Origin of the sequence: Levilactobacillus enshiensis, assembly GCF_007115095.1 — a bacterium.
GTDB classification, from domain to species: domain Bacteria; phylum Bacillota; class Bacilli; order Lactobacillales; family Lactobacillaceae; genus Levilactobacillus; species Levilactobacillus enshiensis.
The window spans coordinates 14,572-29,039 of the sequence record NZ_SULH01000018.1 but is presented as its reverse complement, the minus strand read 5'-3'; the positions used below and the strand labels follow the sequence as shown (position 1 = coordinate 29,039).

Genomic DNA, 14,468 nt, shown 5'->3' with positions numbered 1-14,468 from the left:
TAAGCTAGATCAAAATAAAATTTCAGATTTTACGCTTGACCTAAAATCAAAAAGAAGAGGTAAGGGTCAAAAGATAATTCAACAGCGATCAAGTAAAAGAAAGCACAAAGAAAGTAAAGCAGAGCTTACACAAAGAATTCAAAAACAGTTAAAAGACTTTGCTAAACACAATCCAGAAATTGGGGTCAATGGAACATCCATACGAAAAGTAGCGGTAGGATCCCGAACAAAAAATCAGAAACGTTGATTTAACAGCGTTTCTGATTTTTTATATTGGCTTTATTTAAAAAGAGCTCTGGAACATTCGTACGAAAAGTAGCGGTAGACTTTAAAAACCGAACAATCTTATTTTTCGTCTGCTTCATCCAATGGTCTTAAATGACCATTTTCTAACGCTTCATTATATTGGAACGTGTACTTACCGACAAAGTTAATGTGTTCAAACATCAGTGGCGATAATTTGCCGATCATGTCGTCAGAACAATCAAACCCTTCTGATTGCATCTGCGTCACAATCTTTTCCAGGTAAACGGTATTCCAATAAATAATGGCATTCGTGACTAAACTGAGAGCGTTTAGTTGTTCTTCCATACCATCAAAATACGTTTGATAAAGCTTCCCTTTCCGACCATAAAAGATGTTTCGACAAAGCGCGTGCCGAGCTTCACCTTTATTTAGCTGTTCCAAAATTTGACGCGCATAAATCTCATCTGAAAGATAGCGTAATTGATGTTTCGTTTTATAGACTTTGCCGTATTCAGTAATCGCTTTACCCAAAGCGGTTGGGTGGCCTTCACGTTGCAAGGCCTGAGTTAATTCTGTCGCATTGACCTTACCAGACTTTAACGAACCGGCCACGCGTAAAATATCCTCCCAATGTTCTTCAATCAACCTTAAATTAATGCGGTTTTGAGACACCCCATTTAAGACTTGATAATCAGCGGTCGAATCAATCCGCCATAGCTTGGTTCCCTGACTATTAGCAATTCGGGGACTGAACTGAAAACCTAATAGGCCAAATAAGCCAAAGACTAAATCGCTATAACCGGCGGTGTCGGTCATAATCTGAGTGGGTTCCAAACTGCTGCCTTGATTTAAAAAGCCTTCTAATAGGTAGAGAGAATCTCGTAAGGTCCCTGCAACTACCATGCCATGAAAGCCGATATATTGATCAGAAACAAAATTGTAAAAAGTAATCCCGCGACCGCGGCCAAAGTATTTTGGATTGCTACGAGAATATAAAGACCTTTGGGGGGTAACGTAACGAATGCCATCGGCCGAAGCCATTTGACCGTCGCCCCAGATGAGCGCACTTTTTAATTTTTTATGCGCGTTAATAATGCGGCGATTGGCGGCGGCAAGGGTATCAATTCGCAAGTATTGATGGTCCACGTACATTAACCGATCGTATTTTAGACTATTTGAACTGTTTTTAGCCACTGGCGAAAGGCCAATGTTACAAGCCTCAGCTAATAAAACCGCTAAAATACTAATATCAACGTGTTTCATCTTCGTCCCACTTTCACTAACGTGACTAAAACATTGTGTTAACTGTAACTGTTGGTTAACCTCCAAGAGAATATCCGATAAATCAATTTTGGGAATTAAATGCCGAACCCGACTTTTAAAGGCCACTTCGTCCTTTTGTTCACGGACTTTGCGTAATTTGGCCACAATAATTTTTTCTTGGCCGTCAACCTCTTTGACCTGGGACATTTCTGAATCAGCCCAATTTTTTAGGGCCTCGGCATAGGATAAAGCTAAATCCTGTTTCACCGCTTCAACGGCTGCTTGACCAGTCTGCGGTAAATCAAGTTGTTGAATCAAAACGGCCTTTTGTTGACGCCAAGTAGACTTATCAATTAAGCAGGCCATGGGATCAAGATAGCGATTACTTTGCCGGACGTAAATATCATGACGCTTAAGACCATGAACCAGAAGCTCGATGCCGGCAATCAACACACACTGATTGGTTACTTGGGGGTTCTCACGAATATAATAACGCCATTTTTTCGGTAGTTTTTCGACGATCTGTTCAAACATCCGATAGGTAACCGGGCGCGGAAACCGTTGGCGAATAAACTCCCAAACCATCAGACAATCTTGGCCATTGGTAGTCCCTTCAAAAACAATAGTGGCTAAAATATCTGGAATGAATTTCCGGAATTTTCGATAAGCATTTAACAGTTCTTCAATGGCAATTGGTTCTCGCTCATTACGCACTAACTGATTAACCTGGGTAACGGCTGACTCAATTATTTCAGGTGGATAAGTTGCTAAAACTTTGTTTCTGAGATCTTGACTGCTGATCGTTTCGTCCATCAATAACCTGACAATCTGGGAGAGCGTTAAAGCTGCATGATCAAAATCTTTAATGGTTCGCAGCCGTTCCTTGGCTTCTTTATTTTTGGCCCGTTTAAAAAGCGTCTCGTAGAAGCGTGAAAGAGCTAGTAATTGTTCATCCATCGCTCGTTTGCGATACTCGGAAACAAAAGCGACCAATAACGCCGTTTGTCTTTTGACGGACATCCGTTTAATCAGACTGGCCTTGGCTTTAAAAGCATAGTTGGCCAGATTCTTTAACTTTCCTGCTGGAATTGCGCCTAATTGCCAATCCTCAGTTTTAAATTGTTGAAACTGTTTTAATCGAGTAAAGCCACGGTTAATTTCTTTGCGGCTTTCATCCATCAAGGGATTTCTTAAGAGATCCATTTTAATGGTGGCCCCATAGATGGGTTCCCCAACGGCAGTTAACAGATTTAAAAGTCGGTCCGTTTCTTCCGCTGAAGGGACGGCCACTAATTGACTATCCAAAAGGTCGGCGGCAACCTCCGTGACCCCATTAACAAAGCGTTCAAAGGTGGTCACCCCTGGTAAGAGAATTTTTTCATCCAAACATTTTTTTAGCAGCATATCAAAAAGTAGTTTTTCGGTTTCGTTTGTAAAACGCGCTCGCTCAAGCAGCCAGTCGTTCAGGCTCGCTTTGACCGCGGGATCAGTAAAGGCTTGATAATGATATTTTCGCTTAATCAGCGCCATATGTTGGCTAATGGTCATTTTTCGCGTGTAGCCTGCTAATGCCCGACCATCAATAGTTAACTGTTTAGCTAAATAATCAATTACCTCAGCTGGGACTTGTTGTAGATTAGTTGGAAAAGTTCCTAAAAATCTAACTGAGCTCAATTGAACGGCAAAGCCTAATTTAGTCGTTGCGGAACGCATTTCATCAATTAACGCGCGATCAAAATTAGTTAATTAAAAATACAGCCGCAGTTGATCAGCAGAAGAGATGCCCTCAAAAGTTCCGAAGCTTTGTTGGTGATGCGGGTTAGTCGGCATATTATTCTCCAATGTTTTTAAAAAACTATAGTTTTTGGAAAGGTTTCGCTATACTTTGATTAGGTTAATTTAACCGGGTTTTGAGTTTTCAAAAACTCATTATCAAAAAGTTTATAATAAACCATTGCCAAAAGATAGCTAAATTTACCCTGGCTATCAAAAAACTAAGGAGTCACTCATGATTATTGGATATGCACGGGTTTCAAAAGATGATCAGAATCTCAATCGCCAAATTGATCAATTAATGGCTTATGGTGCCGAAAAAATTATTCAAGAAAAGTTTACCGGGACCCGGCAAAGAAGACCGGGAATTACCCAGCTTCTCCAAACCATTCGGGCTCATGATGTCGTGGTCGTTGAAAGTATTTCCCGCTTGGGCCGCAATACGTTGGACATTTTAAATTTGATTCAATTACTGCACCAAAAACAAATTAAGTTTGTTTCTTTAAAGGAGCAGATGGACACCGAGACCCCAACTGGTCGAGCCATGCTGCAAATGATGAGTGTGATTGCGGAACTGGAGCGGAATTTATTAGCTGATCGGGTTAAAGAAGGGATTGTGGCCAGTCGTCGGCGTGGCGTGACAGTTGGCCGACCACGAATCGCCCAAGAAAAGTTGGATATTGCCATTCGGATGTATCAAAGTGGTGACTATTCAGTTAAAGAAATTTTGGCCACCAACCAAATTTCCTCAGGAACTTTTTACCGCGAAGTGAATCGGTTAAAACTAAAAAAGCTTAAAAGAAAAGATGACCCATCTGCTTCTCACAACTGACTTCTAAATATTATGGATTCCAAAAAAGATTTACGACCTTTAGTTTTAACAAAGTTGACAAGCCATTGGAGTAGCTCTTATACTATACATAGATGATCGTCTATGTAATGGAAGGAGAAAAAATGGATTATCAAAATTACGTTCAAATGCTAAAAGCAATGGCTGACCCGAACCGCCTAAAAATCATTGATCTGCTTTCATGTGGATCACTTTGTGCTTGTGATATCCTCCAGCATTTTGATTTTTCTCAACCCACTTTGTCTCATCATATGAAGGTTTTGCAAAATGCAGGTATTGTGTTTGCGGTAAAGGATGGGAAATGGCAACACTATTCCCTACAAAAAAGGTTTGTCCAAGAGTTTAAACAGAATACCGACCAACTGTTAGCCGCTGATGAGCACTGCCTTTGCCAACGGTCTGATTGTGAAAAAGATGTTGCCAATTAAGTTTTTTTAAGCAATACATAGACGGGTGTCTATGCAAGGAGCTGAAAAATGATGGAAAAGTATTCGCCACAAGAGATTAATTTAACCAAGTACCTATTTTTTACCGGCAAGGGTGGGGTTGGCAAAACCACGGTTGCCAGTGCCACTGCAATTAGCTTAGCTGATGCTGGTCACCGAGTTATGATCGTTTCCACTGATCCAGCTAGTAACTTGCAGGACGTTTTTAAAGTTAGTTTAACCAATCAGCCAAAGCCGATTCCAAACATTTCCGGTTTGTTTGCTGCCAACTTTGATCCGGTCATTGCTGCGAACGAGTATCGCGAGCAGGTTATTCAACCTTATCGAGGCGTGTTGCCCAAAGAAGCCATTCAGAATATGGCTGAACAATTATCAGGCTCGTGTACGGTTGAAATTGCTGCATTTAATGAATTTGCCAACTTTCTAACTAGTTCCAAGATTAATCAGCAATTTGACTATATTATTTTTGATACCGCGCCGACCGGCCATACCTTAAGAATGCTGCAATTGCCTTCTGCTTGGAGTAATTACCTGGATAAGAATGATCGTGGTGCATCCTGTCTCGGCCAACTAGCTGGCTTAAATGATAAGAAAGCTATGTATCAAAAAGCGGTTGAAACTTTAGGCAATCCTCAAGCGACGACTTTGTTTTTAGTTACCCGACCACAAAAAGGCGCCCTTCTGGAGGCACAACGCGCTTCACATGAGTTGGCAGCCTTAAACATTAAGAACCAGCAACTAATCATTAACGGTATCTTAAATCAGCCAACCGACGCAGTTTCTCAGACTATTTTTAAACAACAGCAAGCTGATTTGCAGAATATGCCAGTCACTTTAGACCAGCTACCCAAGTTAGCAATCCCATTGCGAGCATACAACGTATTGGGATTAGCTAATTTACGACTACTATTGAAAGACCAGCAGCCGCAAATCACTGAGGAACCGGTTACTGCTAGTCACTTTCCTGATCTGGATGTTGTCGTGAAGAATTTAGTGCAGTCAAATAAAAAAATTATCTTCACCATGGGCAAAGGTGGCGTTGGTAAAACAACCGTTGCCGTTCAAATTGCCCAAAAGATAGCTGCTCAACACAAAACCGTGCACTTGGCTACCACTGACCCAGCTGATCATTTGAAATACTTCAAAATCACAAGTCCGCTGATCAAGGTGAGCCATATTGATGAGAAAAAGTCTTTAAAAGAATATCAAAACGAAGTTCTCACTACTGCTAAAAAGACCATGAAGTCTAATGATGTTGATTATGTCGCTGAAGATTTGCGTTCACCATGTACTCAAGAAATTGCTGTCTTCCGAGCTTTTGCTGAGTTAGTCGCCCAAAATGATAGTGACGTCGTTGTGGTTGATACGGCTCCGACTGGTCATACACTCTTACTGTTAAACTCGACCCAAAGCTATGCTCAAGAAGTTGCCCATACCTCCGGCAGCGTCCCACAAGCAGTCGTTAATCTGTTACCAAGACTACAAGATCCTAAGCAAACTGAAATTGTTATGGTAACGCTACCAGAAGCCACGCCGGTTTATGAATCAATGCGGTTAGATGACGATTTGAAGCGAGCCAGTCTAGCTCATACTTGGTGGGTGGTCAACCAAAGTATGTTGGCAACTCAAACCACTGATCCATGTTTGCTGGCTCGAGTGCAAAGCGAAGTTAAATGGATTGATCAGGTAAAAGAGCTTTCGAATAATCATTTTGCTGTTATGCAATGGCAACCAAATTACGAAAAAACGCTTTTAACGGTTTAATTAATTAAAGGAAAAAAATAATTAATCAGTTTAGGAGGTATCATGCAAGTCTTTTTTGCCGTTGGAATTTTCTTACTCACATTATTATTCGTTATCTGGCAACCTAGAGGATTATCAATTGGATTGACAGCCGTTGGTGGTGCAATTTTAGCATTATTGTTTGGCGTGGTGAGTTTTAAAGATGTTGGAACAGTTACCGGAATTGTCTGGAATGCCACCTTATCTTTCGTGGCTATTATTCTGATTTCACTCATTTTAGATCAAATCGGATTTTTTGAATGGGCCGCCTTACACATGGCTCGCTGGGCAAACGGTCACGGTATTCGCATGTTTATTTTGGTGACCACCTTAGGCGCCGTCGTTGCTGCCCTTTTTGCTAATGATGGGGCTGCTCTGATTCTTACCCCCATTGTTTTAGCAATGGTTCGTGCCTTACACTTTGATGAAAAGCAAGTTTTCCCTTTTATTATTGCCAGTGGCTTTATTGCCGATACCACTTCTTTACCAATGATTGTTAGTAACTTGGTAAATATTGTCTCTGCAGACTTTTTTGGAATTTCCTTTTCAGCGTATGCGTTAAGAATGTGGATTCCTGATCTATTTTCGCTGTTAGGTAGTATTGGTATCCTGTATCTTTACTTTCGAAAAGCATTGCCACGAAAATTTGATGCCACTCAGGTTGCGGAACCCAGTTCTGCACTAAAAGATCAGCGACTTTTCAAGTTTTCATGGGTCGTCTTAATCCTCCTATTGATTGGTTACTTTAGTAGCGGTTTCTTAGGAATCCCCGTCTCCTTTATCGCACTGAGTATTGCGGCTATTTTTCTGATAGTTGGTCAAAGAAGTTCCCATGTTAATGCGATGGCAGCGATTAAAGGAGCTCCTTGGAACATTGTCTTTTTCTCAATCGGTATGTATGTCGTAGTCTACGGCCTTCAGAACGTTGGTCTAACAACATTATTATCAGGTGTCATTACCGAAATCGCAAAAGGTGGTCGGTTTGCTGCCACAATGGGCATGGGCTACTTAGCAGCACTTTTATCGTCATTAATGAATAACATGCCGACCGTCATGATTAATGCACTATCAATCAAAGGCGCTGACGTTTCAGGGCTCATCCATCATACGTTAGTGTACGCAAACATAATCGGCTCAGATTTGGGACCTAAGATTACCCCAATTGGCTCTTTGGCTACATTAGTCTGGCTACATGTGTTAGCTCAAAAGGGAGTTAAAATTAAATGGGGGACTTATTTTAAAATTGGAATTGTAACCACGATCCCAGTGTTGTTTATTACCCTATGTGGCCTCTGGTTATCATTATCGATTTTTGGTTAGAAAATATAAATCACAATTACTTTGGAGATGAATAGAATGAAAAAAATAGAGCTTTTTGAACCAGCAATGTGTTGTTCAACCGGTGTTTGTGGTCCCAGCGTTGATAAGGAATTGATTCAAACAACGGCCATTCAGCGGTATGTCAGTGTGAATGCACAGGGGCAGGCCATGTTCATTCGTCGTAATTTAGCCCAGAACCCCGATGCCTTTGTTCGAAATCCGATTGTTGCCCAAGAACTAAAACGTCAGGGTATAAATGCTTTACCAATTACGTTAGTGGATGGTCAGTTGGTAAAAACCGGTGAATACCCAACCATTAACGAGTTTAGCAGTTACTTAGACATGGATTTAGTAGCTGATTTGGTTCACTAATAGTTTAGATGGAGGATTAATGATGACACAAATTTATTTTCTATGTACTGGGAATGCTTGTCGAAGTCAAATGGCTGAAGGATTCGCTAAAAAAATTTTAGGCAATGATTGGCGCGTTGCCAGTGCGGGAGTCGAGGTGCATGGCTTGAATCCATTGGCTGTTAAAGTTATGGCTGAAAAAGGAATAGATATTTCCCAGCAAACATCAAAGTTAATTGATCCCGATTATTTGCTTCACAGTGACCTAGTTGTCACCTTATGTGGAGACGCTCGTGATCGCTGTCCAGTCACCCCACCAACGGTCAAGAAAAAGCATTGGCCACTTCCAGACCCGGCTTTAGCAGCTGGATCCGAACAGGATAGAATAGTAGTTTTTCGGAAGGTCAGAGATCAAATTGAGCAGCAGATTATTGACTTAGAAAAAGTCGGTAACCTCTGAGGAATCAGTAGGTCCGTAACCAATACGAATTCTAAAATAGCGGTAGAAAACCGTATATTCAGATAACAAACATTCTGAGTATTCGGCTTCCTACCGCTACTTTTCGTATAGATGTTCCATTAACCCCAAATTAAGCCAAAAAACAATCTTGAAAATAAAAACGATCGGCCTAGTTATTAGGTTGATCGTTTTTTAATTTATCCGGTTTATGGGCGTTAACATAGTCAGCAAATGTTTTTAAAAGTTCTTCGGTTTGTTCGACCGAGAGGTTATTAGCTTGAAAGTACTTTTCTAATAAAGTCCCTTTTTGAATTAATCGGCGAGAACGGGCTTTGCGGGCTTGCCGATTTTCATAGTATTTAGATTGTCGTAATTTAAAATCTTCCCGATCAATTTTTTGTTTTAAACGCGCTTGCTGCTCGACTAGTTTTTCATATTGATTAGACATGGAATTTCCCCATCTCGTATGGCTAATGATCTACGGACTTTACCTTTAAAAATTCAGAAAATTGCTTAGCTAAAAGCTTAATCTGATCGTTAGACAAATTAGCATAATCTAAATTGGCTTGACTGATGATTTGTTTACCTAGCCGTTGTTCAATCTTATTTTTTTCGTCCTTAATTTTTTGATTAAGGGCTTTTAATTTAGCTTCTTGTTTTTCTAAGTTACTTTTAGACATAACGATCCCTCCAATCATATTAGAAATAATCACCGAAACTATATCATATAGGAAACGTTAAATCAAAGTATAAAAGTTGAAATAGCGAAGCGGAAGGCATACACTAAAAATAAATTCAGGAGAATCAGCAGACCGAGTGAAACGAGGTCAATGCGCACTTACACACAACAACTAAAGTTGGTTGTGTTATTGTGCTAAATTCTTGTATCAGAAGTCGCCGTTGGCGACAACAAAAGAAAACCCATGAACCCAAAGAAAGGTGGTGACCGACATGGCAATTTTTCACATGAGTTTTCAAAATATTAGTGCTGGTAAAGGACGTAGTGCCATTGCTGGAGCTGCTTATCGAAGTGGTGAAAAGTTATTCGATCAAAAAGAAGGACGAAGCTATTTTTATGCTCGGTCAGTCACGCCAGAAATCTTTATTTTGACACCAAATAATGCGCCAGCATGGGCGAGTGATAGAGAGAAATTATGGAATGAAGTCGAAAGAAAAGATCGGCGAGCAAATTCACGCTATGCAAAAGAGTTTAACGTGGCTTTACCAGTTGAATTAAGTGAAGATGAACAGAAAGAATTATTGAAAAAATATGTACAAGAAAATTTTGTTGATGAGGGTATGGTTGCCGACGTAGCAATTCATAGAGATCACCCAGATAATCCGCACGCTCATGTTATGCTAACTAATCGTCCATTTAATCCAGACGGAACATGGGGATTGAAAAGTAAAAGAGAAAATATATTAGATGAAAATGGGAACAAGACTTATACAGGAAATAGTCGTTTTCCAAGATCAAGAAAGGTGTGGCTAGTTGATTGGGATAAAAAAGAAAAAATAACTGAATGGCGGCACAATTGGGCGGTTAGTGTCAATCAGGTTTTAGAGCAAAAAAATATTCCCGAGCGGATCAGCGAAAAATCATTTATCGAGGAGGGAATAGATGATACCCCAATGCAACATGAGGGAATCAATAGTAAGCGGCATGAAAGAAAAGAATTTAACCAACAAGTTAAGGACTATCGCAAGGCCAAAGCCAGTTATAAAAATAACCAAGAAAAAGTAATCAATAGAGGTCATTTAGATAGCCTAAGTAAACACTTCTCGTTTAATGAAAAACGGGTAGTTAAAGAGTTAAGCCATGAACTGAAAACTTATATCAGTTTGGAGAACTTAGATGATAAGCGGCGCATGCTATTTAATTGGAAAAACAGCACCTTAATTAAACATGCGGTTGGTGAAGATGTGAATAAACAATTATTGACAATTAACCAACAAGAAAGCTCATTAAAAAAGGCAGATGAACTCTTAAACAAAGTGGTCGATCGTACCACGAAAAAACTTTATCCAGAGCTTAATTTTGAACAGACTACGCAAGCTGAAAGACGAGAATTAATTAAGGAAACCGATAGCGAACAAACAGTTTTCAAGGGTAGTGAATTAAACGAACGTTTAATGAACATTCGTGATGATTTGTTGACCCAACAATTATTGACCTTTACCAAACGGCCATACGTTGGCTGGAAGTTATTAATGCAACAAGAAAAGGAAGTCAAAATCGAACTGAAATATACGCTGATGATTCATGACGATAACTTAGAAAGTCTAGAACACGTCGATCAAGGGTTACTAGAGAAATATTCACCAACCGAACAGCAAAAGATTACTCGCGCAGTCAAAGATCTACGGGCAATCATGGCCGTTAAGCAAGTCATTCAAACGCAATACCATGAAGTATTGAAAAGGGCCTTTCCCAAAGGTGATTTAGATGGATTGCCATTGATTAAACAGGAACAAGCCTATACAGCCGTGATGTACTATGATCCTGTTTTAAAGCCATGTCAGGCCGAAACGATTGAACAGTGGCAAGCAAATCCACCACAGGTGTTCAGTCCCCAAGAACATCAACAAGGACTAGCTTATTTATCGGGACAGCTTAGCTTAGATCAGCTAGAGAATCATCACTTACAACGGGTTTTAAAGCATGACGGCACTAAACAACTCTTTTTGGGTGAATGCAAAGCCGATCCGATGATTAAGAACAGTCAGATTGAGAAAATCCAAAAGCAGTTAAAAGAGCAACAAGCCAAGGACGACCAGTACAGAAAAGCAAATATCGGACATTATCAACCACTGAACTACAAGCCAGTTAGTCCAGACTATTACTTAAAGACGGCCTTTAGTGACGCAATCATGACCGCCCTATATGCCCGTGATGAAGATTACCAACGGCAAAAACAGGCGCAAGGTTTAAAGGAGACTGAGTGGGAAATGACGAAAAAGCAACGGCAACACCAAACTCGAAACCGGCATGAGGATGGTGGCATGCACTTGTAATCGGAATAAAAAATGCACCGTTAAACCTGGTTAAAAGCGGCTGAACAAGGCAAAACAGAATTAGAACAAAAGCTGAATCATAAGGAGTGAACGAACATGACCACTGTTATCTTAGCTGAAAAGCCTAGTCAAGCCCGTTCATACGTCCAAGATTTTCAAAAGAGCATAAAAAGCAGGGTTACTATACGGTTAGTGACCCTATTTTGTCCGAAAAATACAAAGTTGAAGTGTCAGCTAGTAAACAAGCATAATTCAGGATCGTTAAAGACCTGTTAACCAAAGCCGATACCATTATTGTTACCACCGATAGTGGTCGAGAAGGGTCAAATATCGCGTGGTCGATCATGAACCAAGCGCATATTGATGTTAAGTCGAAAATGATTAAGCGCCTTTGGTTGAATAGCCTAGAAAAAGACGCGATTATTACCGGCTTTAAAAATCTTGGTGATTGGCACAAAGACTATTTGGCTTATAAAGAAGCCCAAACCCGTCAAATTAGTGACTGGTTAATTGGTATGAATGGCAGTCCTTTATATACTTTGTTATTGAGACAAAACGGGGTACGCGGGGTGTATTCGATTGGTCGAGTACAGACGCCAACCTTATATATGGTCTATCAAAGAGACCAGGTAAACAAAACCTTTAAGCCGAAACTCTATTTTGAACTAAATGCTGAAATTCTTGCTAATCAGCAAAAATTCGTCGCAAAATTAGACCTCTATCAGCGATTTAAAGATGAAGCAGGGCTAATAACATTCATGCAAGCTAAAAACGTTCAGAAAGGCTCACAGGCCGGTTTAATCAAGGACGTCCAAAAACAAGGTAAAAAGCGTGCTAGTCCACAACTATTCCCACTATCCAGTCTGCAAAGTGCCATGAATAAACGTTATCACGCCAGTGCCAGCCAAACCTTAGCGGCCATTCAAAGTTTATATGAAGCCAAGTTGCTGAGTTATCCCCGAACGGATTGTGCTTATATCACTAATGAAGAATTTGAGTATTTAGTGGCTAATCTGACGAAGTATCTGGGGTTAGTCTCTAAGCGAGTCGCTTTAACCAACACCACCCCGAATAAGCGCTATGTTAATGGAAAAAAGGTTGAAGAACACTACGCCATTATTATGACTAAAGTCGTGCCGACTAAAGATCAATTAGCTGCCTTGCCTAAATTGCAGCAACAGGTCTATGATTTGGTTTTAAGAACGACGTTAGCGATGTTTGCTGATCCGTATGAGTACGAGGAAACCACCATTATCACCCAAGTTGGTGACGCCAATTTTAAAGCAACCGGTAAGGTCCCAACTAAGCAGGGTTGGCAAGCTTTATTTGATGAAAACAAAGCCGACCAGCAAAAGGCAGCCACCCTACCGATCGTTCACCAAGGCGACCAAGTTCAAGCAAATCTGCAAACACCGCAAAAAGAAACGCCCCCACCAGTACCGTTTACCGAAGGGACATTAATCACAGCCATGAAGACGGCCGGTAAAACACTTGATGATGAAGCAGCCCAAGCAATTCTCAAAGACGTGCAAGGAATTGGGACAAGTGCGACCCGGGCTAATGTGCTAGAAGTGTTAAAGAAACGTGGCTATTTAGTTACTGAAAAGAACAATCTCCACGTCAGTGAAGCCGGAATTACTTTATGTAAAGCGGTTGAACTCGAACCCTTGCTAACTAGCCCAGAAATGACGGCTAAATGGGAGCAAGCGTTACAACAAATCAGTACCGAAGAACGTACCCCAGATAACTTTTTGAACCAAATCAAAAAGTTCGTGGCAAAGTTGATCGCTGATGTTTCCACGCAATTAACTGGCAGTGCAGCCATTAAGCAACAAATCAATCATCAGCAGCAAGCGCAAAAAGCCGCCGAAGTCTTCTTAGAAACACCGCAAGCGACCGTTTTAAATAAACAGAAGTTTTACATTGTGAAGCCTAAGCAAGGCGAAGACTTTACCTTACCCAAGAAATGGAGCAGCAAAACCCTCGGTAAAACTGCAATCAAAGCCTTAGTCACCAAGGGTGAAACCAGTAAATTAAAGGGTTTCAAGAGCAAAAAGGGAAAGTCGTTTGACGCCAAGCTAAAACTTGACGGTCATAAATTAAGTTTTGATTTTGATTAGAACCTGCCTACCGCCCTACACTACGTTCCGGTTGGTGAACCCGTCATTTAGGTTCACTTCTACAACCCTAAAAGTAAACCTAAACAACGGGTGAGATTAGCAACGCAAAGGAGATCATAAATATGGATAACGAATTAACAGTCATTGGGAGTGAATTACCGGTTTTGCAGGCTAAAGGAACCTACAAGTATTTAAAAGAAACCACTGGTAACGGAGCCTATTATCAAGTGGCTTGGCAAAAATTAGCTGATGGCTACATCGCCCTTTATGGCACGACCCCGATTCAAATCAACGTAGCCCCTATATTGAATGATATTTTTGAAGATGAGGAGGGGTAGGCAATGCCGAGTAAAGCCGACGTTAAAGCCTGGAAAGCACAATTAGTCGCCCAAGCCGAACAACAAATCCTAAAATTAACCGATAGTGACCGATTTAAACAGTATCTTAATACCCTGGCTAAATTTCATCATTATAGCGCCAGAAACATTGATTTGATTTATGCGCAAAATCCGCAAGCCACTCAAGTCGCGGGCTTTAAGCAATGGCAAACAGATTTTAACCGCACCGTTAATAAGGGCGCTAAGTCCATTCGAATTGCGGCACCGATTATTAAGAAATTAACACCCGCTGAGCAAAAGCGACTTGATACTACCGACGAACGGGCCATTGTTGGTTATCGTTACCTACCCATCTTCGACGTGGCACAAACTAGTGGTGACCCTGTCCTAAGCGCTAAAGACTTTGTCAAAGAAAATTTGGCTGATCATCAGAATGTGACAAGCTTATATAACGCGTTCAAAGATTATTTAAACCAGCAACCCGACCTTAAAGTCAGTGAAGTT

At 40.7% G+C, this 14,468-nt stretch carries 11 protein-coding genes and 3 pseudogenes; 11 read left to right on the top strand and 3 right to left on the bottom strand.

Translation table 11 applies throughout. The features are described from left to right. Window positions 1–247: pseudogene (locus tag FAY32_RS13815) on the top strand (hypothetical protein); the annotation flags it as partial. Window positions 248–345: 98 nt separating this feature from the next. Here the strand turns inward: FAY32_RS13815 and FAY32_RS13810 are convergent. Continuing rightward, window positions 346–3,339, bottom strand: a pseudogene (locus tag FAY32_RS13810) (Tn3 family transposase). Window positions 3,340–3,517: 178 nt separating this feature from the next. Between FAY32_RS13810 and FAY32_RS13805 the strand changes: the two are divergent. The 6 genes from FAY32_RS13805 to arsC all read left to right on the top strand — a co-directional run bounded on the left by FAY32_RS13805 (window position 3,518) and on the right by arsC (window position 8,491). Then, window positions 3,518–4,114, top strand: a complete 597-nt coding sequence (locus tag FAY32_RS13805) for a recombinase family protein (protein ID WP_143464044.1) — start codon at window positions 3,518–3,520, stop codon at window positions 4,112–4,114. 122 nt (window positions 4,115–4,236) lie between these two features. Further along, on the top strand, window positions 4,237–4,560 hold the full coding sequence (locus tag FAY32_RS13800; protein WP_003582114.1) for an ArsR/SmtB family transcription factor: 324 nt from the start codon (window positions 4,237–4,239) through the stop codon (window positions 4,558–4,560). A gap of 51 nt (window positions 4,561–4,611) precedes the next feature. Next, window positions 4,612–6,342: an arsenical pump-driving ATPase gene (gene arsA, locus FAY32_RS13795; RefSeq protein WP_016373382.1), complete on the top strand. Its 1,731-nt coding sequence runs from the start codon at window positions 4,612–4,614 to the stop codon at window positions 6,340–6,342. Window positions 6,343–6,384: 42 nt separating this feature from the next. Next, complete coding sequence (locus tag FAY32_RS13790) at window positions 6,385–7,680, top strand: arsenic transporter (RefSeq protein WP_143464042.1); 1,296 nt, start codon at window positions 6,385–6,387, stop codon at window positions 7,678–7,680. A gap of 36 nt (window positions 7,681–7,716) precedes the next feature. Beyond that, window positions 7,717–8,052 carry an arsenite efflux transporter metallochaperone ArsD gene (arsD, locus tag FAY32_RS13785; protein WP_143464040.1) on the top strand — a complete coding sequence of 112 codons (336 nt, stop codon included), beginning with the start codon at window positions 7,717–7,719 and terminating at the stop codon, window positions 8,050–8,052. A gap of 22 nt (window positions 8,053–8,074) precedes the next feature. Next, window positions 8,075–8,491, top strand: a complete 417-nt coding sequence (arsC, locus tag FAY32_RS13780; RefSeq protein WP_143464038.1) for an arsenate reductase (thioredoxin) — start codon at window positions 8,075–8,077, stop codon at window positions 8,489–8,491. A gap of 169 nt (window positions 8,492–8,660) precedes the next feature. Here the strand turns inward: arsC and FAY32_RS13775 are convergent, their stop codons facing one another. Beyond that, window positions 8,661–8,939, bottom strand: coding sequence for a hypothetical protein (locus FAY32_RS13775; RefSeq protein WP_143464036.1), 279 nt, complete (start codon window positions 8,937–8,939; stop codon window positions 8,661–8,663). 22 nt (window positions 8,940–8,961) lie between these two features. Beyond that, window positions 8,962–9,189, bottom strand: coding sequence for a hypothetical protein (locus FAY32_RS13770; RefSeq protein WP_071665499.1), 228 nt, complete (start codon window positions 9,187–9,189; stop codon window positions 8,962–8,964). Between the two features lie 253 nt (window positions 9,190–9,442). On the opposite strand from FAY32_RS13770, the gene mobQ reads away from it, so the two are divergent. The 4 genes and pseudogenes from mobQ to FAY32_RS14945 all read left to right on the top strand — a co-directional run. Next, window positions 9,443–11,506, top strand: coding sequence for a MobQ family relaxase (gene mobQ / locus FAY32_RS13765; RefSeq protein WP_143464034.1), 2,064 nt, complete (start codon window positions 9,443–9,445; stop codon window positions 11,504–11,506). A 96-nt stretch (window positions 11,507–11,602) separates the two neighbouring features. Beyond that, window positions 11,603–13,626 (top strand): annotated as a pseudogene (locus FAY32_RS13760) (DNA topoisomerase). 122 nt (window positions 13,627–13,748) lie between these two features. Beyond that, window positions 13,749–13,964 (top strand): hypothetical protein, encoded by a 216-nt coding sequence (locus FAY32_RS13755; protein ID WP_034528478.1) that lies wholly within the window; start codon window positions 13,749–13,751, stop codon window positions 13,962–13,964. Window positions 13,965–13,967: 3 nt separating this feature from the next. Next, window positions 13,968–14,468, top strand: a 501-nt coding sequence (locus tag FAY32_RS14945; RefSeq protein WP_225428351.1) for an ArdC-like ssDNA-binding domain-containing protein, incomplete at its 3' end; no start/stop codon positions are given.